The 23646-nt window shown below is 70.5% G+C and carries 21 protein-coding genes and 2 pseudogenes; 10 read left to right on the top strand and 13 right to left on the bottom strand.

The genetic code is table 11. The annotated features are described in order from the left end of the window. Nucleotides 1–322: 322 nt before the first annotated feature. Nucleotides 323–475, bottom strand: a pseudogene (locus ACWD68_RS16040) (SulP family inorganic anion transporter); the annotation flags it as partial. Between ACWD68_RS16040 and ACWD68_RS16035 the strand changes: the two are divergent. Further along, a complete protein-coding gene (locus tag ACWD68_RS16035; RefSeq protein ID WP_451807032.1) occupies nt 467–811 on the top strand; it encodes a MerR family DNA-binding protein in 345 nt (114 codons plus the stop codon). The pseudogene ACWD68_RS16040 and the gene ACWD68_RS16035 overlap by 9 nt on opposite strands. 125 nt (nt 812–936) lie before the next feature. Here ACWD68_RS16035 and ACWD68_RS16030 read toward each other — a convergent pair whose 3' ends face one another. Beyond that, nucleotides 937–1740 carry a HEAT repeat domain-containing protein gene (locus ACWD68_RS16030; RefSeq protein ID WP_451807031.1) on the bottom strand — a complete coding sequence of 268 codons (804 nt, stop codon included), beginning with the start codon at nt 1738–1740 and terminating at the stop codon, nt 937–939. Between the two features lie 131 nt (nt 1741–1871). Then, nucleotides 1872–3101 (bottom strand): glycosyltransferase family 4 protein, encoded by a 1230-nt coding sequence (locus tag ACWD68_RS16025; protein ID WP_451807030.1) that lies wholly within the window; start codon nt 3099–3101, stop codon nt 1872–1874. 521 nt (nt 3102–3622) lie between these two features. Between ACWD68_RS16025 and ACWD68_RS16020 the strand changes: the two genes are divergently transcribed. From ACWD68_RS16020 to ACWD68_RS16005, 4 genes and pseudogenes are all read left to right on the top strand, one after another. Next, complete coding sequence (locus tag ACWD68_RS16020; RefSeq protein ID WP_451807029.1) at nt 3623–5047, top strand: FG-GAP-like repeat-containing protein; 1425 nt, start codon at nt 3623–3625, stop codon at nt 5045–5047. Between the two features lie 251 nt (nt 5048–5298). Next, a complete protein-coding gene (locus tag ACWD68_RS16015) occupies nt 5299–6792 on the top strand; it encodes an FG-GAP-like repeat-containing protein (protein WP_451807028.1) in 1494 nt (497 codons plus the stop codon). Between the two features lie 59 nt (nt 6793–6851). Then, nucleotides 6852–7277 (top strand): annotated as a pseudogene (locus ACWD68_RS16010) (WapI family immunity protein); the annotation flags it as partial. A gap of 44 nt (nt 7278–7321) precedes the next feature. Continuing rightward, entirely contained in the window at nt 7322–7462 is a 141-nt protein-coding gene (locus ACWD68_RS16005; protein ID WP_451807110.1) for a hypothetical protein, read from the top strand. 120 nt (nt 7463–7582) lie between these two features. On the opposite strand, the gene ACWD68_RS16000 is transcribed toward ACWD68_RS16005, so the two are convergent. The 5 genes from ACWD68_RS16000 to ACWD68_RS15980 form a co-directional block, all read right to left on the bottom strand. Further along, nucleotides 7583–8548 carry an acyl-ACP desaturase gene (locus ACWD68_RS16000; RefSeq protein ID WP_451807027.1) on the bottom strand — a complete coding sequence of 322 codons (966 nt, stop codon included), beginning with the start codon at nt 8546–8548 and terminating at the stop codon, nt 7583–7585. Nucleotides 8549–8665: 117 nt separating this feature from the next. Next, the gene (locus tag ACWD68_RS15995; RefSeq protein ID WP_451807026.1) at nt 8666–9856 is read right to left on the bottom strand and encodes an acyl-CoA dehydrogenase family protein; all 1191 of its coding nucleotides are present in this window, start codon (nt 9854–9856) and stop codon (nt 8666–8668) included. Further along, nucleotides 9853–10554 carry an acyl-CoA dehydrogenase family protein gene (locus ACWD68_RS15990; protein WP_451807025.1) on the bottom strand — a complete coding sequence of 234 codons (702 nt, stop codon included), beginning with the start codon at nt 10552–10554 and terminating at the stop codon, nt 9853–9855. The genes ACWD68_RS15995 and ACWD68_RS15990 overlap by 4 nt, the downstream gene beginning before the upstream one ends. A 320-nt stretch (nt 10555–10874) precedes the next feature. Continuing rightward, nucleotides 10875–11879: an NAD-dependent epimerase/dehydratase family protein gene (locus ACWD68_RS15985; protein WP_451807024.1), complete on the bottom strand. Its 1005-nt coding sequence runs from the start codon at nt 11877–11879 to the stop codon at nt 10875–10877. Between the two features lie 30 nt (nt 11880–11909). Continuing rightward, the gene (locus tag ACWD68_RS15980; RefSeq protein WP_451807023.1) at nt 11910–13055 is read right to left on the bottom strand and encodes an N-acetyltransferase family protein; all 1146 of its coding nucleotides are present in this window, start codon (nt 13053–13055) and stop codon (nt 11910–11912) included. Nucleotides 13056–13167: 112 nt separating this feature from the next. Here ACWD68_RS15980 and ACWD68_RS15975 point away from each other — a divergent pair, with 112 nt between their 5' ends. From ACWD68_RS15975 to ACWD68_RS15965, 3 genes are all read left to right on the top strand, one after another. Beyond that, entirely contained in the window at nt 13168–15000 is a 1833-nt protein-coding gene (locus ACWD68_RS15975; RefSeq protein ID WP_451807022.1) for an AMP-binding protein, read from the top strand. Between the two features lie 128 nt (nt 15001–15128). After that, nucleotides 15129–15443, top strand: a complete 315-nt coding sequence (locus ACWD68_RS15970) for an acyl carrier protein (protein ID WP_451807021.1) — start codon at nt 15129–15131, stop codon at nt 15441–15443. After that, the gene (locus tag ACWD68_RS15965) at nt 15440–16633 is read left to right on the top strand and encodes an aminotransferase class I/II-fold pyridoxal phosphate-dependent enzyme (RefSeq protein WP_451807020.1); all 1194 of its coding nucleotides are present in this window, start codon (nt 15440–15442) and stop codon (nt 16631–16633) included. Before ACWD68_RS15970 ends, ACWD68_RS15965 begins: the two co-directional genes overlap by 4 nt. 75 nt (nt 16634–16708) lie before the next feature. Here ACWD68_RS15965 and ACWD68_RS15960 read toward each other — a convergent pair whose 3' ends face one another. From ACWD68_RS15960 to ACWD68_RS15945, 4 genes are all read right to left on the bottom strand, one after another. Then, a complete protein-coding gene (locus ACWD68_RS15960; RefSeq protein ID WP_451807019.1) occupies nt 16709–17917 on the bottom strand; it encodes a beta-ketoacyl-[acyl-carrier-protein] synthase family protein in 1209 nt (402 codons plus the stop codon). 7 nt (nt 17918–17924) lie between these two features. After that, nucleotides 17925–18263, bottom strand: coding sequence for an acyl carrier protein (locus ACWD68_RS15955; protein WP_451807018.1), 339 nt, complete (start codon nt 18261–18263; stop codon nt 17925–17927). 229 nt (nt 18264–18492) lie between these two features. Then, the gene (locus ACWD68_RS15950) at nt 18493–19266 is read right to left on the bottom strand and encodes a phosphatase PAP2 family protein (RefSeq protein ID WP_451807017.1); all 774 of its coding nucleotides are present in this window, start codon (nt 19264–19266) and stop codon (nt 18493–18495) included. Nucleotides 19267–19597: 331 nt separating this feature from the next. Then, a complete protein-coding gene (locus ACWD68_RS15945) occupies nt 19598–19864 on the bottom strand; it encodes a hypothetical protein (RefSeq protein WP_451807016.1) in 267 nt (88 codons plus the stop codon). A gap of 434 nt (nt 19865–20298) precedes the next feature. On the opposite strand from ACWD68_RS15945, the gene ACWD68_RS15940 reads away from it, so the two are divergent. Further along, entirely contained in the window at nt 20299–21282 is a 984-nt protein-coding gene (locus ACWD68_RS15940) for a quinone oxidoreductase family protein (RefSeq protein ID WP_451807015.1), read from the top strand. Nucleotides 21283–21354: 72 nt separating this feature from the next. Here the strand turns inward: ACWD68_RS15940 and ACWD68_RS15935 are convergent, their stop codons facing one another. Continuing rightward, entirely contained in the window at nt 21355–22254 is a 900-nt protein-coding gene (locus ACWD68_RS15935) for a sulfurtransferase (RefSeq protein WP_451807014.1), read from the bottom strand. Between the two features lie 450 nt (nt 22255–22704). Here ACWD68_RS15935 and ACWD68_RS15930 point away from each other — a divergent pair, with 450 nt between their 5' ends. Continuing rightward, entirely contained in the window at nt 22705–23637 is a 933-nt protein-coding gene (locus ACWD68_RS15930) for an ABC transporter substrate-binding protein (protein WP_451807013.1), read from the top strand. The last annotated feature ends 9 nt before the right edge of the window (nt 23638–23646 follow it).

Here is a 23646-nt window from a genome sequence, read left to right as displayed (position 1 = left end):
TGCAATGACAGATTACTGACGTATCCGGCCACCAGGGGTCGCCGGATGCGTGAGAGGGGCTGCTGGCCAGGCAGTTTGCCCACGGCGGCCGACCACGACGGGTGAGGTAACTCACAGGTGGGCAGCTCGTCAGGACGTCACGCCGGTCTCGTCAGGACGTCACGCCGGTGAGCTGAGTTCGCCCAGGCGCGGCGCCGGCGTCAACGTGGCCATCGGGCTGCGGTCGGCGGCAGCCGTGCCTTGCTCTCCCCGGGGGATGCCCATGACATGGGCGAAGGACCTCGGCCGGCGGCCGAGGTCCTTCGTGGTTCGCGAGCCGGCCTCAGTGGCTGGTGAGTTCGCCGGTGAGTTTGCTGTGCAGGTCCGCGCTGGGATCGTTCAGACCGACGATCTCGACCGTCTTGCCACGCTGCTTGTATCTGGTCTCGATGGCGTCGAGGGCTGCTACCGAGGAGGCGTCCCAGATGTGGGCCGCGAGACCGGGTTGGTGATCCCCTCCGCGCGCTCCCAGGGCGGCTTCCGTCTCTGCGCGGAGGCCGACGTCACCCGCCTCATGGTCATCCGCCGGATGAAACCGCTCGGTTTCACCCTCGACCAGATGCGCGACCTCCTGGACTCCACCGACCGGCTCGACGCGGACGGGGAACTCGACGCGGACGAGCGGGAGTCGCTTCTCACCCGTGTGCGCGAATACGAGCGGGCCGCCACCGAGCAGGTCGACCGGCTCCGCGTCCAGCTGACCCGCGCCGAGGACTTCGCCTCCACCCTGCGCTCCCGCCTAAAGCACGCCTCTCCTTCCCGACGTTCCTGATCGTCGGGGCGGGGCGACGTACTGCCCCGGTCTTCGCCTCGTACGACACACCGAGTCGGTACGTTCCGGGGGCGCCCGCGGATCGACGCGCGCCGGTGCGGAGGAACGGTCGGCGACCGCTGCCGTCACGCCGGCTCGCGGACCGTTTCCACCGCCTCCCGCACATCCGGGTGCGGGTCGTCGGCGAGGCCGTCCAGCAACTCGGCGACTCCGGGCGTGGTCCAGCGGCCCACCGCCCACACCAGGTTCTCCCGCACGCCGGCGTAGGGATGGGCGGCGAGAGGCGCCAGTCGGGCCAGCGGGCCTCGCCGCCGCATGCCGAACCAGTGCAGCACGTCGCTCAGCACGTCAGGGTCACCCGGCTCACCCGCCGCCGCGACACGGGCGAGCAGCACCGCGACCGGTGGGGGCGGGCCGTCCAGCGGATGCGGCAGCCGCTCACGCAGGCGCCGCGATCCGTACTCGCCGCGCACCCGGCATCCGTAGCAGGTGCAGGGGCGCACTCCGTGCGCGTCCGGCCAGTACCGCCAGCCCGCCACCTGCGACACGGAACGGATCCGGTGCAGCTCGCGCGGCCTGATGGCCCGGGGCACGAACACCTCCCACCCGCGCGGGTCCTCACGAGCCGCGACGCGCCGCACCGCCTCGGCCGCGGTGACACACGCCTGGGCATCCCGGGCCCGGTCCGAGTAGTGCCCGACCAGCACGCTCTGGGAGTCGTCCAGCCGCACATGGACGGCGACCAGCCCACCCCGGGTGCCGCTCCGGGACAGTTCCCTCACCCACTGGTGGGTGAGCGTGTACGACGGCAGCACCGGAAAGCAGTAGACGCCGCGCGCACCGCCCTGCCCGGAACTGTCCGCGCGTATCCCGGACCGCCGGACGCGCGGCGCGTTCGCCGCAGACATCAAATGCACGAACATCGCCATGCCCGGAATGCTAAGTGCCTCCGCGGCGGCGCAGCACGCGAAATAGTCCGACGCAGGTGTTCACGATGCCCAGGAGCCCGGCGCGGCCCACACTCTCGCGTGGGGCGGACGGGGCGGGGTGGACGCTGTGTTCAGCGGCGAGGTGACGGGAGCAGCCGGCGTGCGAGCGGACCGACGCGGGAGCGCAACCAGCCGCGTCTGCGCAGCCAGGCGCGGGAGCGGCGGGTCCCGGCAAGTTCGGTGAGCAGGTCGTCGTAGGACCGGGCGATCGGGGCCGGGTCGAAGCGACGGGAGGCGGCGCGCGCGGCCTCGCCCATGCGGCGACGGGCGGGTTCGTCGTCGATGAGTTCGAGCAGGGCTGCGGCGAGCGCCTCGGAGTCGCCGACAGGGACGAGTCGGCCGTCGACACGGTCGTGGATGATTTCGGCCGGGCCGAGAGGGCAGTCGGTGCTGATCACGGGGACTCCGCAGCGCATGGCCTCGACCAGGGTCATGCCGAACGACTCCGCGTCGGAGGCGCTCGCCACGATCGATGCCTGGGCGAACTCGGCCTCTATGCGTGCGGTCGCGCCCATCAGAGTCGCCCGCCCCACCAGGCCGCGGTCGTCGATGAGGTCTTGGAGCCGCTCCTTGTCCGCGCCGGTGCCAAAGATGCGCAGGGACCAGTCCGGGCGCTCGGCGGCGACCTTGGCGAAGGCCTCTATGAGCAGGTCGAACCGTTTGGCGGGGACCAGGCGTCCGGCCGCGGCTATGACGTCGGCTCCGCCGACGGTGAGCGGCACGTCGGGTTCGGGCACGCTGTTGGCAATGGCCTGGATGTGCACACCGGGCAAACGCATCCTGGTGCGGTAGGCGATGGCGTCCGCTTCGGTGGTGGTGATCACGGCGTCCAAGGCGCGGTAGTGCCGGGCGAGTTGGCCGCGCAACCGTTTGCTGTGGGTGTCGTGCGTGAGGTGTTCCTGAGCGATGCGCAGCGCCTGGCGGGGTGCGAAACGCGCCAGGTAGACATTGATGCCCGGACGAGTGCCGATGATCACGTCGGCGTCGCAGGTGCGCAGATACTCCTCGGCCCGCAGGTCGGTGAGACGGCTGTACTGCCCGTGACGCTTCTCGGCGGAAGGGAACCCCTCGGCGGCATGACGCGACCGTGGGTCGGCCCTGTCGGCGGCGTCCTTACGCTGGTCGACCAGCGGTAACAGGGTCACCCGCTTGTCGATGGTGAACCGGGGTTTGGTGCGGTGGCGCAGCATCGAGACGATCGTCACCTCATGGCGGTCCGCGAGGGCCGACGCGAGATTGAGCGTGGTCCGGATGGTGCCGCCGATGCCGTAGACGTTGTGGATCAGGAAGACGATTTTCACTCAGTGGGGCTCCTTTCACTACGCGGTTGTAGACGGTCAACCATGGCTCATGGTTGCCCCATTTGCCGCAACTGCTGCTTTCCCTTCTCGCGCGGCTCGGCGCGTGGCCCCTCGCTCGGCGCAGCAAATCCCTCCTGGTACCGGGCTGTTGGCCGCAGGCTCGGCGGGACCGCGCATGGCCAAAACCTTTCGCCGGCCCCGCTCACGGCCACCACGGTGATCCGCTTCCCCGACCGCCCTCATCCATGGCTTCGCAGCACTCGCCAGTCCGTCCGCGGCTCAGCTCGATGCGGGTTGCGAGCAGTTGCCCGGGGATGCCGGGCAGGCAGTCCTCGGCTCCCCGTCGCGGCGCAGGGCGCGCCGCGGGCGACACCCCGCCCGACCTCCGTCGGCCCGGCCAACGCCCATGGCCGCGCGACCCGTTCACCTGGCCTTCCCGCTCGTACAACCCTTTGTCCACTCGAGGGGTCGTACGTCACCGAAGCCGCACCGGTGTCGGTTCACAGACAGGGAGCATGACCTTGCACGCACGTACTCTGGCCGTCGCCACGGCTGCCGTCCTCGCCGTCGCGGGGCTCGGAGCCCCCGCCGCCGTCGCGGCTCCCTCCGGACTGCCGGACGACTTCAACGGGGACGGCTACCGCGACCTGGTCATCGGCACCCCCAAGGCGAGCGGGGGCACGGTCACCGTCCTCCTCGGCTCGGCCTCCGGTGTCAGCCCCGCGCGCTCGGTGAACGTCACGCAGAACACGGCCGGTGTGCCGGGCGTGTCGGAGTCCGTGGACAGGTTCGGTGAGAACGTCACCAGCGGCGACGTCGACGGTGACGGCTACGCCGATCTGATAGTCGGCGCGCCCGGCGAGGAGGTCACGGGCAAGCCGCGCGGCTCGGTCACCATCGTGTGGGGCGGGGCGCACCCGTTCACGTCAGGTGGCACGGCGCTCACCGCCCCGACCGCCGAGGCCTCTGCGTTCGGCGAAGGCGTCTCCTTCGCCGACCTCGACGGCGACGGCACCGGCAACCTGGTCGTCGTGGGAGACGACACCTTCTGGTGGTACGCCGAGGGGAAGCCCTCCCAGGACGGCGCGCTGGCGCCGGAGGTCGCCTTCCTGCCCGGGAACGTCCGTCTCGACGGTGTCGTCGCCGGTCACTTCTCCAACACCGACGGCAGCGACTACGTGCTGCACGGCCGGACCCTGGACGCCACGGGCACCGTCTCCGGCACCTACGTCGGTCTCCTGCGCGGCGGTCCCGGGGACATCGGCCATCACTACTCGGTGCTGGCCGAAGGCATCGCCCCGGGAGGCGCCGAATGGGCGAAGGCCGTGGCGGGCGGGGACATCAACGGCGACGGATACGACGATCTGGTCACCGGCAACACCGCGGTCGCGCGGGGCGGCTCGTTCACCGTGCGGTACGGCAAGGCGTCCGGCCTGCCCGTCACGGGCAGGACCTATACCCAGGCCAGCGCGGGTGTGCCGGGCACCGACGAGACGTACGACAACTTCGGCGCGGCCGTGGCGGTGGGCGACGCGACCGGCGACGGCCGCGCGGACGTCGCGGTCGGCGCCCAGTACGAGACCGTGAACGGCAAGCGCAGCGTCGGCAACATTGTCTTCCTGAAGGGCGGTTCGGGCGGCCTGACCACGACCGGCGCCCAGTCCTTCCACCAGGCCACGCCGGGTGTGCCGGGCGCCGCCGAGGGAGGCGACCACTTCGGCTCCTCGCTGCGGCTGCGCGACATCAACGGCAACGGCAGGGCGGACCTGGCGATCGGCGCGTTCGGCGAGGACGTCCTGCCCGACGGATACGACGACGGGGCGGCGTGGGTCCTGCGCGGCACGACCGCGGGCCTGACGAGCACGTCCGCGACGGCCTTCAACGCGACGGACTTCGGCTACCCCGATGTCGACGGGCGCAGGTTCGCGGACGTCTTCGGCCGCTGACCCACCATCCAGGCACCCGGATAGCCCGGCCGTCCGGGCGTACGGGCGTACGGGCGTACGGGCGTACGGGCGTACGGGCGTACGGGCGTACGGGCGTACGGGCGTACGGGCGTACGGGCGTACGGGCAGCCGTTCCCGGACGGGCTCGGAGAACACCAACCGGGTGCCCCGCCCCCCGAGAAGCACCACAAGAACCACCCCCGAGAACCACCCCCGAGATGCAGCCGAGAACAGACGGAGCCCGAACACCGATGCGCAACAAGTTTCTTTCCGCGACGGCGATCTGCGCGGTGACCTTGCTGGGTCTGACCGCGCCCACCACATCCGCTGCCGCGGGGCCGGGCGGGACCACCGCGCCGCGAGGGGACTTCAACGGCGACGGCTACCCGGACCTGGCGGTGGGCGTGCCCTCCGCCCAGGTCGGGGCCGCGTCCAAGGCCGGGTACGTGCAGGTCCTGTGGGGCGGACCCGACGGCCCGGGCCGGCACGGGTCCGTGCGGGTCAGCCAGGCCACCGCCGGGGTGCCGGGCACCCCCGAGGCGGGCGACCTCTTCGGCTCCGCCGTCACCGCCGCGGACGTCGACGGCGACCGGTTCGCGGACCTGGTCGTGGGCGCCTCCAGCGAGTCCCTGTCCGACGATCCGCAAGCCGAACACGGCACCGTCACCGTGCTGCGGGGTTCCGCCACCGGGTTCGCCGCCGGCTACACGGTCGCGCGGGGCGACAGCGAGTTCTCCCGGATCGGGGCGGTGCTCGCCGCCGCGGACGTGACCGGCGACGGCCTCACAGACCTCGCCCTCGGCCGTAGCGGGGAGGAACACAGCAGCGTGGTCCTGCGTCCCGGCCCGCTCACCGCCGCGTCCGCGGACACCCTGACCGGAGATATAGCCGAGGCGGACTTCGGCCGTCGGCCCAGCCTCGCCACCGGTGACTTCGACGGAGACGGCGACGACGACCTGGCGCTCTCGATCTCCGCGACGGAGACCCGATTCACCCAGGTCTACCGCTGGCAGGAGGGCGCGCCGGTGCGTCTGTGGAGCACCACGGCTTCCGCCTCCTCCCTCGCCGCCGGTGACTTCGACGCGGACGGCACCGCGGATCTCGCGCTCGGTGCCTGCTACCCGAACTACGAGGCCGACGAGCCGGCCTGCGCGGACTACTCGACGGGCAGAGCCGAGGTGTTCAAGGGCGGACTGGTGCACATCGCGTACGGATCGAAGTCCGGAGGCTTCGGCGCCCGCACTCACGACATCCACCAGGACACCCCGGGCATCGCCGGTACCGCCGAGTCCGAGGACCGCCTCGGCATCTCTCTCGCCGCCGCCGACATCGACGGTGACGGCTACGCGGACCTCGCCGTCGGCGACCCGTACGAGGCGATCGGCACGCGGCAGGAGGCGGGCTCGGTGCTTCTCGTGCGCGGCTCCGGCACCGGCCTGCTGTCGTCGGGCGGGACGGCGATGAGCCTCGGCTTCAGCCAGAACACGGCCGGAGTCCAGGGCACCGCGGAAAAGGGTGACCACTTCGGCGCCTCGGTCGGGCTCCAGGACTACGACGCCGACGGCCACGCGGACCTCGTCACGGGGACTCCCGGCGAGAACGCGGCAACGGGTGGCGTCTGGCTGCTCCCGGGGACCCCGCAGGGGCCCACGGCGGCGGGTTCCGGAGCCCTGACGCCGAAGAGTCTGGGTCTGCCGTCGTCGACGAGTGACCTGGAGTACGGGCTGGTGCTGGGACGCGACTGAGATTCAGCGGTCGGTTCGGGCCCTCGCCGTTGCGGCCGTCGGCGCCACGGAAGGGCGGGGTGTGCCCCGCCCCGTGGCGCCGACCGCGGGAGCACGCTGCCCAGGTCACGCCACCGCTGTCTGTCCGCGGCGTCGCCCTGATCGTCGGTCCACGCTGTGCCACTGCGGGACGGCTCGTGACATCCTCTGGCCATGTTTTGAGTGATCAGGCAAGCAGTGCCGAACTCCGCCCACTGCGCTATGAGTTCGCCACGGTCCGGGGCAAACGCTACGACGACAACTGGCTGGTCGTCGGCGGCACGGTGGCGACCCCCGAGGGCACCTGGTCCTTCACTGATCCGTCTCTGCTGACCCACGAAGCCCGCCAGGTCGCAGACTGGCTGCGCGCCGTCGCCGCGGGGACGGTGACTGTGACCCGACCTGATGCCGAAGGCTATTTCTCTCCGGACACATGGTTCGACGAGCCGGTCCTGGCCTTCAGCCTCGCCGACCGAAGCGAGGTTGGGGCGGTGATTCGCCTTCACCTGTCGTGGAGGCGACACCCCCATGGCAGCAAGGTGAGGACAGGGTCGGTATCCACCAGTACTTCGTGGAGATACGCATGGACAGAGCTGCGCTGCTTCACGCGGCCGACCAGTGGGATCTCGCCCTGGCCGCCTTCCCGACCTGATCGACATCGGTCCCACCGGGCGCCGAAGGTGTCGGGCCTGGGCCGATCGACCCTGGGCGCGGCAAACGAAGCAACCAGCGAAGATCGCGCCGATCCCCTCCCGGGCGGTCCGGGTGCAGTTCATGCCTCGACCGCCCCGGCCGGCGCCGACTGCGCGCCGCGATCGGCACGCCAGTGGGCGGAACGTTCGATCATGATCCTCTGCTTCTCAAGGTGCTGTTCAAGTCGCTCGCGGCTGTCTTCCCCATGGCCCGTCAGGTCGGTTCGCTCGAACACTCGCAGGGATCGAAGGAGCGGCTGAAGGATCTCGACGAGCAGCACAGTCCGGTCGAGGATGCCGGAGACGGCGATGCTTCGGGCGGCCGATCGCAGGTTGGGAGCGCCGTACCCCGGCATCCGGAAGGTCGTCACCACGTCGTTCAGGGCGTGCATGGTGCGGTCCGGGTACCGGTCGAAAGCGGCGGCCAGCAGGTCACGGTAGAACACCATGTGGAGGTTCTCGTCCGCCGCGATCCTGGAGAGGAGCCGTTCGCACACCGGGTCGCCGCTGACTCTTCCGGTGTTGCGGTGCGCGACCCGGGTGGCCTGTTCCTGCACCATGACGTAGGCGATGCCGTGGATGACCGACCCGGGGTATTCGCGGGTGTAGCCGATGCTCATGTGCTGCATCCTGTGACGCTCCAGGGCCACCGGATCCACAGCACGCGTCACGTGCAAGTAGTCCCGCAGGACAGTACTGTGCCGGTCTTCCTCAGCTGTCCATCGATGGGCCCATGCGCCCCAGGCTCCTTCGCGGCCCAGCTCGGTGATCAATTCTGTGTGATAGCTCGGCAGGTTGTCTTCAGTGAGCAGACTCAGAACCAGGGCGGACCGTACGTGGGCGGGCAGTTCGGACTGATCGGGCGTCCAAGAGCGTCCCCGCAGCGGTCCGTCGAAGTCATCGCCGCGGCTCCATGGCACGTACTGATGGGGAAACCACTCCTGAGCCATGGAGAGGTGTCGATCAAGGTTGGCGGCGACGGTGGACTCCAGCTCCCGGAGTACGGACTCGTCGTCCTGCGGAAGGTCATCGGCGGGACGTTGCATGGATTCTCCTGGCTGGGAACGGCGTACGGGAGAGAAACGTGAGCCCGATCCGGCCCGGAATCGCCCGGTGGCATGTGAGCCATTCGGGCCGGTTCTGCGAGGAAGCGAGCCGAGGAACTACACATGGCGTCCCCCCGTCGGCGCGAGGGCGTCGGTTCGCCGGCGAGCGACAGCACCTCGGAGGATCTCTGTGGCCGCGCTGTCCCTGACCGTCTCGCAGCTCCCTCCGAAGACACTCAGGACCCGGACGTCCCGCAGCGTCGGGAGGAGACCACCCCCATCATCTGAGCCGATGAACGCGTCGGGTCCGATGAGCCGAGCACATCCGTTGACGATCCGCTGGGTGAGCCGGGCGTTCATGGTCTTGGCGAGGTCCGCGTCGAGACGGTCTCCTTGGCCGTTGTCGAAGCGCTCGACGGCGGCGTCCAGAAAGGCTTCCGCGGCCTCCACCTCGACGAGCCATCCCGCGAGTTCGGCGCGTGCCCGGTGTGAGACGGCCACCGCTGGTAGCGCGGCCGTACGTTCCACAGTGCATCGCGCGCACTCCAGCACACCGGCGGAGATCGCAAGCCGTTCCTCGACCAGGACCTGAGCCAGCTGCACCATGGCCAGACCCGGTCGTCCGAGCACGGCGTCCGCCGGCAGAGGGCAGCGTGTGAAACGGACACGGCCGGTGCGTGAACTGCGGAGCCCCGCGGTTTCCAGTTGGCGCACCTGAACACCCGGGAGATCGGCCGGCACCAGGAAGAACGTCATGCCCAGGGCGCCGGCCCTGTCATCCGTACGAGCCAGGACCAGCAGGCAGTCGGCGAGCGGCGCGTTGGTGATGAAGGTCTTCTCGCCGTCGAGAAGCCATCCTTCCTCGGTCGGGACCGCCCGAGTGGTCGTGCTGTTGACCAGGTCCGACCCTCCCGTGGGCTCGGTGATAGCCACAGCCGTGATCATGCTGCCGCTCAGAATGGGTCGCAGCCAGGTCCGCTTCTGTTCGCTGCTGCCCTGACCCAGCAGCAGGGGCACGGCGACGTGCGTCTGCACGCACAGGCTCGCGCAGACCCCACCCGCGGCGTAGCGACTGACGGCACGGATGAAGGCGACGCCGTGCGCGAGTCCCAGGCCCAGACCACCGTCGCGTACCGGAACGGGAACACCGAACACCCCGGCGCGGCCGGCTACGGCGAACAGCCGACGGGTAGCCCCGCCGTTCGTCTCCCATTCCGTCAGGTGCGGTGCGATGTGGCGGCTCACCAGAGTGCGCGCAGAGGCGCAGAAGGCAGCCATGGAGTCGGTACGGAGCGAGGGGATGGTCATTCGGCGACCGTTTCGGCGGTGACGGGGAAGGGCAGTCCGGCGGCCCGGTCCAGGTGATTCCGACCGCCCAGGAGCACGGGAATGAAGACGGAGTCCTGGTAGGCCCGGGCGATCCACTTCTCTTCGAGGAAGCCGTAACCACCATGGAGTTGGCAGGAGGCCTCCACAGCTTGTGGGGCTGCGAGGGCCACATACGCTGCCGCGCGCGTCGCGGCGTCGTGGAAGGAGCATGCGGGGGGTGTCGCTTGCTCTCGCGCCGTCCGCGGTCGCCGCTGGGCCGACGCCGTCTGTGGCGGGGCGTCGACCCGCCTGAGGTAGGCGTCGCACATCCGCACCTGCGCCGTGGCCTCAACCACGGTGTGGCGCACTACTTGCTTGTCCACGAGATGAGCGCCCCCGAACGGTCGTCGGGCCACGTGATCGATGGCCGCCGCGACAGCGTCCGCGGCCAGGTCGGTGGCCAGGCGCGCCAGCCTCAGCCGGGTCGTGGCGATTGCCTCGTACAGCGCGTGGAGGTCGCTGGGGCTCGGGTGGAGGGCGGCAGCGTCCAGGACGGACACCGAGTCCACTCGCACAGATCCGAACGACGCCCCGGGAAGCGGGGAGGGATGGTGCTCAGTCTTTACGAGTCCAGGGGCGTCGGCGGGCAGGAGAACGAGGAGCGTCTCGCCTTCCCCACCGATGGCTTCCAACAGCATGCTGTCTGCGTGCGGCAGTCCGAGGACGTGGTCGGCACGTCCGTCGGCGCGCCATCCGTCGGGCACTCTCCGGACACGGATGTCACATCGAGTGCCCAGCAGACCGCGGCTGGTGGAATACCGGAGTGCTGTGCACATCCGGGCGTGGCCGTCCGGAGAGGTGTGCGGCAGGAGACGCGCGAGTTTCGACGTCAGCGCTTCGGTCACGGCTTGGGCCGCCTGCTCGCCCAGGCGCCGCCCGGGCGGCTTGGCACGGCCGGGGCTGAGGGGCAAGCTCCTTCGGTCCGGTCCGCGCGTGCCGTCCGGGGCGGCCTGGGTGGTCAGCATCCCGGCCGCCGGCGGCTGGCGTCGAACATCTCCGCAAGTCCCACGTCCAGCGGTACCGCCGCGGTGAAGCCGAGTTCGCGAGCCGCCTTGTCCGCGGAACAGGTCCATGCCGCGCAACGCCCTTCCGCCGCCTTGTCCCGGTTGGCGGCCGGGAACGCATGAGGGCCTCGCAGCCGGGCGACCGTCTCCAACAGCCAGGCCACACCGTGTACGGCCCGGGGAGGAACAGGGACCACCACGGGCGACCTGCGGCCCATGGCGCGGGCAACAGCGGCGCACAGGCTGTCCCAGGAATGTTCCGCCCGGTCGGAGATCGTGTACACGCCGGCGGCGGGATCGTCTCGGGACAGCGTCCCGCCTCGTTCCATCACGGCCTCCAGCGCGGCACACACGTCGTCGACATGGACGAGGGAGTACCGGCAGGTGACGCTGACCGGGCGGGGCGCGACACCCGCCCGGACCATCGCCGCCAGAGCGGGAACGAAGGCCGGGTCGCCCGGACCGTAGACGATCGGCGGGCGCACGACGACGGTGCCCAGGTCCGGTGCCAGCTCCCGGAGGGCCTGCTCCCCTGCGAGCTTGCTCCGGCCGTATCGGGACACGGGATCCGGAGGGTCTTCCTCTCTCCGGGGTCTGCCCGGCACCGACGGACCGGCGGCGGCGAGCGAGGAGCAGAGGATCATTCGGGGCGGTGAGGGGAGCGCGGCAAGGTGCTCACCGAGCCGTCGGGTACCCGCTGCGTTGACCCGGTCGAAGCCATCCGCGTGGGGTGCCTTGACCACGCCCGCCACATGCAGCACGCACTCCACGCCGGTGACCGCCTCGGCCAGGCCTGTCCCGTCTGTCAGGTCTCCCTGCACCAGGCGGACGCTCCGTGGGAGGGCGCCGAGGTACGACGTGGAGCGCACGATCACTGTCACCTCGTGGTCGCGCGCCACGAGACGGTGAGTGAGCCGGCGGCCGATGAACCCCGTGGCGCCGGTGACCAGAACACGCATGAACCGTCCTCGAAGGTCTCGGAGGGCTGGCTAGCCCGAACTGTGCCGCAACTCGCGTCGGTAGATCCGGTACGTCTTGGTGCGGTGGCAGCCGACGGCCCGCAGTGATCGAAGTGCCGGCTTGTTGTCCTCCAGGACCCAGGAGATCTCGACGGTCTCGTAGCCCAGGCGGCGTACGGACCGCTCCGTCTCCGCCAGCAGCACGGGCAGCACTCCTGAGTTCCGGTACTCCTCGACGACGCCCAGCGCCATCAGCCGGCCGCGCCGGACCCTCCGGGACGCGCGCACCATCCGGGCGAGGCCGGTGGGCACCCCCCACCGGTGCAGACGCCCGCCGGCGGCCCGGAGGGCCGGGGCCAGGTCGGGGAGGGTGAGGGCGAAGCCCACCGGTCGGCCCGCGACCTCGGCGATGAGAGCCAGTTCGGGGCGCAGCACCGGACGCAACTGGACGGCCAGGTGCTGGAACTCACGGTCCGTCATGGGAACGAAGCCCCAGTTGTGCCGCCAGGCACGGTGGTACAGGTCGCGGATCTGCCGCATTTCCGCGTCGAAGTCGAGGACGTCGACGGTTCGGACGGTGATGTCGCCGTTCCGTGCCGCCGCGGCGGCGACGCGCCCGAGGGCCCGGGGCTGCTTCGGCACGCATTCCCACTCCCAGGCGTGAAGGTCCTGGACCGCCGTGAACCCGCAGCTCTCGATCAGCCTGGGGGTGGACGGCGGGTTCCACGGCATGAGCAGAGCCGCCGGCAGATCGAACCCGTCAACGAGTGCCCCGCACTCGTAGTTCGTCGAGAAGTTCACCGGTCCGACCATCGAGGTCATGTTCCGCTCACTGAGCCAGGAGCCGGCGGCCTGGAAGAGACCGCGGGCGACCTCCGGATCGTCGATACAGGCGAAGAGGCCGAAGAAACCGTCGCGGGTTCCGTGATGCTGGTTGAAGCGGGGATTGTGCACTGCGGCGATGCGTCCCACCACCTTGCCGCCCCGGCGCGCGAGGTACAGCCCGATGTCACCGAACGACAGAAACGGGTTCCGCGTGGCGGACAACAGCCGGTACTGGTCCCGACGCAGCGGTGGAACCCAGCAGGTGTCGGCACGGCGCCATGCGTACTCGCAGTCGACGAAGGCCTTTCGCTGCGCCCGGCCGCACACGGGAGACACCGTCAGAATGTCCACGAAACTGGACAATAGCACCCATGGATCTGGCTAAATGGGACCTCAGTCCGGGCGCTCCCTGTGCCGGTCGCCCGCGCGCACCCCTCACCGCCGAGCGTGAAGAGGTCACACCATGGCCGACATCGTCAGCGTCCCTCATCCCACCTTGATCGACGCGGTGTACGCCCACGCCCGGGACGGGGTCACCGGCGAGGTGTGCGCGGCCGGCCTCGGTACGCAGGGCGGCGAGGGGATCAACTACCCGACTTTCTGGTACCGGGCCGTGGAGTGCGCCGCCAGGCTGCGACAGCGGGGGGTACGCACCGGCGACCGTGTCGCGCTGGTCATGCGGACCTCGCTCGAGACCATGATCGCCACCGTGGGAGTCCAGGCCGCCGGGGGCGTGCTGGTGCCGCTGCGCGCCGTCACGCGTGTGCGGCCCGGCAGCCAGCACGCCCACCGGGCCCGCGACGCCATGACGTTGGGCAGGGCGCACTGGTGCCTTGCTCCGGCGGAGGGCACGGACTCGTACGCCGAGTTGGCCCGTGACGCGGAACTGTCCGCCATCGTCCTGCCCACGGGCGAGTTCGCCTCCCGGGCCGGCCCGTCCGTCCCCGCGACTGTGCCCCCTCCCCCGGTGGTGCTCGATCCGCATGACGCCGCGCTGCTGCAGTTCAGCTCCGGCAGCACCTCCACGCCCAAGGGCATCCTGCTCACGCATCGCAACCTCGCGGTGAATCTCACGGCGTTGAACAACCGGGTGGGGTACCACCAGGGGCGCGGCGTGTTCTGGCTGCCCCTGTCGCACGACATGGGCCTGATCGGCTGCTTCGCCGGCAGTCTGTACTCAGGGTCGTCGGTCCGGGCGCTGCCTCCGGAGTCCTTCGTACGGGACCCGATGTGCTGGATCACGGAACTGTCCCGCTTCCGCGCCACCCATACCGCGGGCCCGCCGTTCGGCTACGAACTGGCCGGGCGCAGAGCAAGGGAGAGAACCACCCGCCCGTCCACCATGGACCTGTCCGCTCTCGAGGTGGCCCTCATCGGCGCGGAACGGATCAGCCCTGCCCTGTGCGCGGACTTCGAACGGGCGCTGGCCCCACTGGGACTCAAGCCCCATGTGCTGCTCCCCGCCTACGGCCTCGCCGAGAATTGCGTCGCGGTGGCCGCCCGCAGGCCGCTGACACCCACCACCGTACGGGTCTTCGATCGCCACGCACTGGGAGAAGGCCGACTGGTCGCCGCTCCCACCCCGGACCACACAGCGGGCGTCAATCCGGCCGACGCCCAGTCATTGGTGGGCCACGGCACCGCCGTTCTGGGCACACGGGTACGTATCACGGCGCTGGACGGTGAGCGGCGGGCACTTCCGGACGGCTGTGTGGGCGAGATCCAGGTCGGCGGAGAGTCCGCCACGGCCCGGATGGTGACGGACGGCCGATGGGAGCCCGCCCATCCCGACGGCTTCGTCCCCACCGGCGACCTCGGGGCGTACATCGACGGCGAGCTCTTCGTCGTCGGCAGGCTGAAGGAGACCTTCAAGCACGCCGGCATGTTGTACGCACCCGGCGACCTGGAGACCGTCGCTCTGGCTGCGTGCCCTCCCTCGGTATCCGCCGTGGTGGCCGTTCCGGTCGCACCGGACGACGAAGCCGCCGAGAGCATCGTACTGTTCGTCGAAGTCGGAAGCACTGCGGTCTCCGCCCTGGGGAGCGCGGCCGTCGGCGAGGACGCCTCGCACATCACCGACACGGTACGCCTGGCCGTACTGAGGGATTTCCACATCCCGGTCCGTGATGTCTTCGTCGTGGCCCGAGGCATGCTGCCGCGCACCGCGAGCGGCAAGGTGCGGCGCACCCGACTCGCCGCCGCCTACGTAGCGCGCGGCGCCGCCGGAGTGCCCGGCAGGCGCCAGATGGCGGAGCCCCGCGATGCCGCGATGCCGCAGCCTCCACCCACCCCGTGATCGCCGTGCGTAACATGACGATCACTCAGAAGTGCTGGCGCATCCGCCGCGTGGGGCTCGCACTTCTCTCGCTCCGGGCCGCTGCCGTTCGGCCGATCGTGACCGCGAAACGCACAGGGAGACCAGCCGTGACGGATGTGCAGCATCTCTCCACCACCCCACCACTCTCACCTGTGGCGGAGGCCGATCCGGAAGTCCTGGGCGAAGCGATCAGAAGTGTCCTCGCGGCCAAGATCCGAGTGGCCCCCGACCGGCTGCCCGACAGCCTCACTCTCGAAGACCTGGGGCTGGACTCGTTGCTCCTGGCCGAGTCGCTGGTCGCGCTGGAGTCGCGGTTCGACGTCGTCATCGATCCGCTCCGCTTCGCGGAGCGGATGACTCCGGGCCTGCCGCTCGGCGATCTGATCGCCGAACTGGCGGCACAGATCGGAGCGGCGCGTTGACCACCACGGACATGGACTTCGGCCCCGCCCTCAACGGTGTGCTCGAGACCGTGGACCGATGGCAGGAACAGGGGCACTACCCGTTGTTCCCGGTCATCTCCGAGCCGCTGGGCACCCGCGCCCGACTGGCCGACGGTCGCGTGGTCACGGTGTTCGGCTCGTGCGACTATCTGGGGCTCAGCAGGCATCCCACCGTCGTCGGCGGCGCCGTCGACGCCATCGATCGGTTCGGCACGCACTGCTACGGGACACAGCCCGTCGGCGGCTACACCGAGCTTCACCGGAGCCTGGAACACTCCCTTGCGGAGTTCTTCGGCAGACCGGCCGCGGCGCTGTTCCCCACCGGTATGCAGGCCAACATCGGCGTGCTGACAACGCTTGCCGGACCTGGTGACGCGGTGCTCTCCGACCAGCTCAACCACGGATCGATCACCATAGGCGGCCGTCTCTCCGGAGCACGGCTGCTGACCTTTCGTCACAACGATCTGGACGACCTGGCGGCCAAGCTCGCCGAGGCCGCCGACGCGCGTCGCCGGATCATCGTCGTCGACGGGCTCTTCAGCGCTGACGGCGACTTCGCCCCACTGGCCGGCATCGCAGACCTCGCCGACCGCCACAAAGCCCTGCTGATCGTCGACGAGGCGCACGCCGCCGGAACGGTGGGAGCAAGGGGCCGGGGCGCTGCCGAACTCCTTGGGGTGCTGGACCGAGTCGACGTCATCACCGGGACCATGAGCAAGGCGTTCGCGAGCACGGGGGGATTCGCCTGCGGCAGCGACCGGGCGATGCGCCTCGTGCGCCACTCGGCCGGGGCCTATCTGCTCTCGCTCGGTCTGGCTCCGGCCACGGTGGGCGCCTCCCTCGCGGCGGTGCAGGTGGCCACGGCAGAAGGGGTGCCCCGGCGGGCCCGGAACGCGGCCAATGCGAAGGCCCTTCGCGAACGCCTCCAGCAGGCCGGTGTGAACATCGGGGCCTCCGCCGCGCACGTGGTGCTCGTCCATATCGGGCGGGTCGACGACACGGCGCGCATCGCCACGCGCCTGCTCGAGAACGGCCTCCTGGTGAACCCGTTGTTCCCGCCCGCCGTACCGATCGGAGGAGCGCGTCTACGGATCGGCGTGACCAGCGCCCACAGCGAGGACGAGGTCGCCGCCGCGGCGGACACCCTGGTGAGCGCGCTGGCAACCTGACGGGGCCCTCTCGTTCCGAGGTGGCGGGCTTCTCCGCGAGGCAAGGGCGAAGGGACGGTGCCCCCGGGCAGCACGTCACGGCGTCGTCAGGAGAACCACGGCGTTCTGACCGCCGAAGCCGAAGGCGTTGACGACCGCTGTCGTCAACGACGCGCCACGCGGTCGCCCTGTCGGGATATCAAGCTCACGGCCCGCCTCCTGCCGCGTCAGATTGGCTGTGGGAGGTACGGCCTGGTGTTCCATCGCGAGCACGGTGAGCGCGGTCGCGATGGCACCGGCCGCACCCATGGCGTGCCCGACGATGCTCTTGGCCGCCGTGACCACGGGGGGCGTGCCGAAGACACGGTGCAGCACATCGGCCTCCACGGCATCGCCCAGCTGGGTGCCGGTGCCGTGAGCACTGACGTGATCCACGTCGGCGGGCGCGCAGCCGGCGTCCACCAGTGCGCCGCGCAGCGCCTGTTCCGCGCCACGCCCACCCGGATGAGGCGCGATCGGATGGTACGCATCAGCCGAGGCGCCGTACCCACGCACCACCGCCCGTACCCGTGCACCGCGTGCGCGGGCATGCTCGGCCGCCTCCAGGACAAGGACGGCAGCCCCTTCACCCAGCACCAGGCCGTCCCGATCGACATCGAAGGGCCGCGAGGCCGACTCGGGGCACGAGTGCTCCCGCGAGAGCGCCTTCATCTGGGTGAAGCACGCCGCGTTCATCGGTGCCCGCGGCGACTCGCTGCCACCAGTGATGACAATGTCGCAGGTACCCGCTCGGATCAGGTCACGCGCCACCCCGATGGCCGTCATGCTGGAGGCACAGGCGCTGGTGGTCACGAAATTCGGGCCGCGCGCACCGAGATCGATGGCCACCTCACCGGCCAGCAGGCTGGGAATGCTGCGGGGAAGCGCGAGGGGTGACACGGCGCCCGGTCGACCCTCGCCGAGCCGCGAGAACTCCTGCTCGTACGTCTGCAGACTGTTGCTGCTCACACCGAGCACCACGCCGACGCGTTCCGCGGACCAGCCGCCCGGGGTGAGCCCGGCATCGCTCACCGCCCGGCGGGCGGCCGCGAGCCCCAGGTGCGCAAATCTGTCCAGGCGTCGGCTCATCCGGACGCCCAGTTCCGCCGTGGCGTCGAACCCGCTCACTTGGCAGGAGAAGTCGACGGGCAAGCCGGAAAGAGCCGGGTCACGGGCTGCCAGCGAACGGCCGGCGCACATGGTGTCCCAAACGGTCTGGGGACTGTCGCCTGCGGGGGTCACGAGTCCGAGCCCGGTCACCGCCACGTGTCGATCATTCAACCCGCGATCCCTCGAACTGATCGTTGCGTGCGACGCGAGGCAGGGCATGGTCCCCGCTCAGCACCGGTCCGGCGGGGGGATTGGCGCTGCGGTCGCCGATCTGCTTGACCGCGTCGGCGATTTCGCTGAGGGTCGCGGTCGGACCGATCTCCGCAAGGTCGTCGGGGATCTGGATTCCGGTCTCGCTCTCGAGGACGACCACGAGTTCCATCAAGGCGAGGGAGTCCATTCCCAGTTCGTCGAAAGTAGTGTCCGGGCGGAGCCTGTCGGCGCCAATGTCGAAGTGATACGCGACCAGTTCGCTGAGGAATCGGTAGGAGATATCCCGCATGGCAGTGTTCTCTTTCGCCGGTAGAGTGCGCTGTTCTGAGGAATTGACGTCAGGACGAGCTTTCTGGGCGGGCGCCGCCCTTGCAGGAATATCAGATGCACCAAGCTGCATGTGGAACGATGCCGCGTGCCATTCGGATGGTGCTCACCGCGACACTCCAAAGACGCCGCGTCGAGTCGCTGCAGCCGCCTACTCAGCAGAACTGCAGTTGCGGCATGAGCACTCACTTTCAGCCGCTACCGGGCTCCATCGCCGTCACCTTGTCCGGTGAGTCGGCGGTCCTTCCTCGTCGGCGCCGTGCCGCGGCCATGCTCACCTGAGCTGTGTACCCCATCAGCACCACTGTCACCGCCATGACGCAGTCGGCCCAGAAATGATTGGCCGTCACCACGACCACCACCAGGGTGACCACGGCATGCATCACCGCCAGCCATCGCCAGCGGCTTCTCGTGATCCGGGCGGCGACGGCTGCGACCAGGACACACCAAGCGACATGCATCGAAGGCATCGCGGCAAACTCGTTCACCACGAGCCCGGCGACGGGTCGGCCGAAGATCGACTGGCCGTGCTCCGCCGCGACGTCCACGAAGCCGTCCTGCCGCAGTATCCGCGGCGGCGCCACGGGAATGAACTGCATCAGCAGACAGGCCGCGGTCACCAGAGCCACCGTGCCCCGCACCCGGCGGAAGTGCTCTCGATGCCGGAAGAAGACCCAGAGGAGCAAGCCGGCCATCGTCGCGACATGCATCACGGCGTAGTACGAGTTGGCTGCCATGAGCAGACTCGCGTGCGGCAGTGCCATGCGCTGCCATGCCACCTCGTCGGGCAGCCCGAAGTCGGCTTCGGCGTGGTGAATCCAGACCGCGCGCTCCAGCGCACGGTCCGCGCTCGTCATCGACTGGTGACCCGCCAACTGCCACAGGATGAAGAGGGCCAGCGGCACCGCCACCTCGCGCAGGACCGCAACTCCCGGCGGCCGCCCGACCCACCGCCTTGCCCTCATGTCCGCACCTCGGAGGATCGAAGCCTGATCTGAGGTGACGATAGATCGTCAGGACGATCCAGGTGGCGCACCACGGCTGCCGACGCCGCTGTTCGGGCGAGCCGACACCGTCGGCGGCGTCCCGCTGCGGATCGGCAGGGCGGTGGCCGACCTGGACCCGCCGCCCGGCCCGGCTCAGCCGCCGGACACCACTGTCCGGCACACATCCCGACGAGGCCGGACCCCTGGGCCGGGCCGGCTGGGCTGGAGTGCTCACGCGACCGGAAGCTCCCGACAGTGTCGTTGGGTGAGGCGCATCGCGGCGCGGTCCCGCTGTTGTGGGGTGATGGGTCTACGAGGTGCGCTCCAGAAGGAGGACCACGCCCTGACCGCCTGCGGCGACGACGCTGATCAGGGCGGTGCTGAGGTCGTCGTGGCACAGCGTGGCGAGGGCGGTTGCGGTCAGTCGTGCTCCGGCCGCGCCGTAGGGCTCGCCCAGGGCGATCGAGCCGCCGTGCGGGTTCACTCGCTCGGGTTCCAGTCCGAGCTCGGCGCAGTAGGCCAGGATCTGGGCGGCGAAGGGTTCGTTGCCGGCGACGATGCCGACGTTGCCGGACACCGCCGGGTGAACCTGCGCACGGCTCTCCGCGTTCGAAGCGGGTTGCCGCGCTTGTACGCGAACTCGGCTCCCAGCAAGGGCTGTTCAAGCTCCTGGCAATGATCGTCTCGGATGACGGCAGTCCGTTGACGCCTCCGGGTCACCCGTGCTTGCATCACCGCATGCCGCGCCAGTCGCTGACCTGCCGTCGCTGCGTCGATCTCGTACGGGTCGCAGCCGCGCTCTGTCGCGCCGCCACCCGCTGATCACCCGTCAGGCCGGGCGCTGAACATCACGCACCTCGCGCCGAGTTCCTGGCCTCGCCCCATCCCGCTGCCGGCCTACCCCGGCCAGGCGAGCGTTGCCCTGCTGGGCGCGGCTGAACATCACGCCGTACGCCGCTGGAGCTGGGCGCACCCGAACTGCCACCGAGAACGATCACAGGAGGACACGTCATGCGCGCGATCGGATTCGAGGAGAACGGCGGGCCCGAGGTCCTGCGCACCGTGGAGGTGCCGACGCCCGACGCCGGTCCCGGAGAAGTGCTGGTCCGGGTGGCCTACGCCGGAGTGAACTATGCCGAAGTGCAGCATCGCCTCGGCGACTTCGGCCCGCCGGACCCCCTGGACATCCCCGGTATGGAAGCCTCCGGGCATATCGCCGCACTGGGTGAGGACGTCAGCGGGCTCGCCGTCGGGGACCCTGTCGCCGTGTACCTGCCCGACGGTGGTGGCTACGCCGAGTACGCCATCGCCCCGGCCCGCTTCACCTTTCCGCTGCGGACCCCACTCGGCGAGACCGACCTGCAGACCGCCGGCGGGGCCGCACTCGTCCTTCCCACCGCCTACGGCGTCCTCGCCGCAGCGGCCCGGCTCCGCACCGGCGACAGCGTCCTGATCCATGCGGCGGCCGGAGGCGTGGGCTCCGTCGCCGCCCAGATGGCCCGTGCGCTCGGCGCGGACACCGTGTACGGCACCGTCGGCAGCGCCGACAAGGCCGAGTACGCCAAACGATTCGGATACGACGCGGTCTTCCCGCGGGAGGACTTCCCCGGCGCGGTGCGCGAAGCGACCGGCGGGCGAGGCGTGGACGTGGTCCTCGACCCCGTGGGCGGCCCCACGCGCCTCGCCAGTCTGGACCTGCTGGCCCCCTTCGGCCGTGTCGCGTTCTACGGCGAAGCCGCACGCCACCCCGACCTGAACCTGCCGCTCCTCCCCCTGTGGAAGAACAACCGCGCGCTGACCGGCTACAACATCGGTGACGTCGCCCGACGCGCCCCCGGCCTCCTGCGAGCCCATGCTCTGGCAGCCCTGGAACTCGTCGCCTCGGGAAGCGTGCACATCGACGTCACCGACATCCTTCCGCTCGCCGACGCGGCCCGGGCACACGAGCTGATGCAGGCGGGTCGCAACGTGGGAAAGACCTTGCTGGCCGTATGAAGCGAGGAGCAGCGAGGAACAGCGAGGAACAACGGCCAAGACCGACAGGGCCGTTCACGCGCCCGCCGGGAGTCAGGTGCCCGTCGTGAGCGGCCGGGAGGGATCCTGGGACCATTCCTCCAGCGAACCGTCGTACAGGGTGATGTCCTGACGGCCGAGGAGCGTGAGGGCGAGCGCGGTGCCGGCGGCTGAGATGCCACCGCCGCAGTAGAGGATCACCGGCGACCCGTCGTCCTTGAGGACCGTGCCGACGCGTTCGGCGAGTTCGGCGGCGGGCAGGTAACGGCCCGTGCCGTCGAGGAGGCCACGCCCCGGCAGGCTGAGACTGCCGGGGATGTGGCCGCGTCGGCTGTAGCGAGTGGGGGCGGAGCCGTCGAATCCGCCGGGCGGCAACGCGCACACCAGCGTGCCGGGACGCTCTCCGCGGCTGACGGCCTCCACCGTCTCGATGCCAGTCCACATGCCGGGACGGGCTACGGGGGTGAGGGGACCCGAGACCGGTGCGGCACTCGTCTCGCCGCCGCCCGACTCGTCACAGCGGGCGATCGGGTGTCCGGCCGCCTCCCACGCCTGCCATCCACCGTCCAGTACCGCCACCGGTACGGAGATCGACCGCAGCATCCACCACAGCCGGGCCGCCCAGATACCTCCGCCGCTGTCATAGGCGACGACCTCCGAGCCGTCGCGGACACCGAGCCGCCCGAGTGCGGCGGCCAGCGTCTCCGGTGCCGGGACCGCGAAGTGGTACGGCGCTCCCTGCTCCGACAGTTCGCCCGTGAGGTCCGCGTGGCGCGAGCCCGGGATGTTGCGCTCGGCCCATGTGGCGCGACCGCTGCCGGACCGGTGGTCACCGTCGTGGCGGGGCGACGGCAGCAGCGCCGTGGCGTCGAGGACGATCAGCCGGGGGTCGCCGAGGCGGGCCGCGAGCCACACGTCGTCGACCAGGGGCCCGGGGAGCAGGGGATCGGTCATGGCGGGGATGCTAACCCGGTGGCGCTCGCCGGGGACGCGCCTGATCTGCGAGGTCTCGTTCACCAGGCGTGCTCGTCCCACATCGTGGGATTCGTTTGCACAGCATCGGCTGCCCGGGGTTATGGTTTCGGCCATCTACGCGGGAGCCCCTACCCGGTTGGGCTGAGAGGGCGTCTGGGAGCGGTGCCGGCATCTGCCGGTCCGGTCCCCATGGGAACGCCGACCGCATCACTTGAGCCACAGTGCCCGCGTAGGAGTACCGCATGTCTTCAGCAGTCGAGCAGCAGTGTCCCCCGGCGTCCGCCGTGGCGGCCCGCTCCTGTTGTTGACCCGTCCGGTCTCTCCCCTCTCCTTCCTCTTCTCACCAGGCATCCGGGCCACGGGCCCGCGCGCCTGAGTGCCGTCCGCCTTCGGCCTTCCGCCGTCTGCCGTCCATGGAGCCGTCTGCCCATGCCGCACGTCCGAGTCATGCTCGACTACTTCCACCCCTGGCCGAATTCCGCCGGTCTGTACGTCGCCCGGGAGCGCGGTTGGTACCGCGAGGCGGGCCTGGACGTGGAACTCACCGTCCAGGATCCGGGACGCGGCGACACCCTGGAGTACCTCGCCCGGGGTGAGGTGGAGTTCGGCCTCTTCCCGCCGAACAGGCTGCTGGCCCGCCGCGCCGCGCCCGGCCGGCCGCTGCTCGCCGTGGCCGCCGTCAACCACCGCGCCCTGGAGGCGATCCAGACCACCCGCTCCACCGGCATCACCCGCCCGCGCGACCTGGCCGGACGCCGCCTCGCCTACAACCCCACCCCGCGCGGACGCGCCATGGTCCGGCACCTGGTCGCGGCGGACGGCGGCGATCCCGACGCCGTGATCACCGTCGACGCGGGCTATCGCGAGCTGACCGTGGACGACATAGCCTCCGGGGAGGCCGACGCCGCCTTCGGCACGTACTGGTCCTGGGACGCCCTGCGGGGTGACCTGCCCGAAGAGCAGCGCCTGACCTGGCCGGTCGACGAGATCGGCGCCCCTCGCTACCACAGCTACCTCCTCGGCACGAGTGAGAGCCTCGCTAGCGACCGCCCCGACCTGGTACGCGCCTTCCTGGCCGCCACCGCCCGTGGCTACGCCTCCGCGGCGGCCGACCAGAGCGGCGCCCGCGCCCTTCTGGAACGCGTGATCCCCTACTTCTCGCGCCCCCTGATCGCCCGTTCCCTCGGCCTGGTCGCACCGACCTGGACCGACGCCGACGGGAACTGGGGTGTCATAGACGAGACCCGCATGGGCCCCTACGCCGACTGGCTCGCACGGCACAAGGCCGTCCCGCACGCCCGCGACTGGCGGTCGTCGTACACGAACGACCTGCTGGCCACCGCCCTGGCGGGCGCCGAATGACCTGCCAGG

Source organism: Streptomyces sp. NPDC005141 (genome assembly GCF_053599975.1).
This window is presented reverse-complemented; position numbering and strand designations above follow the sequence as displayed.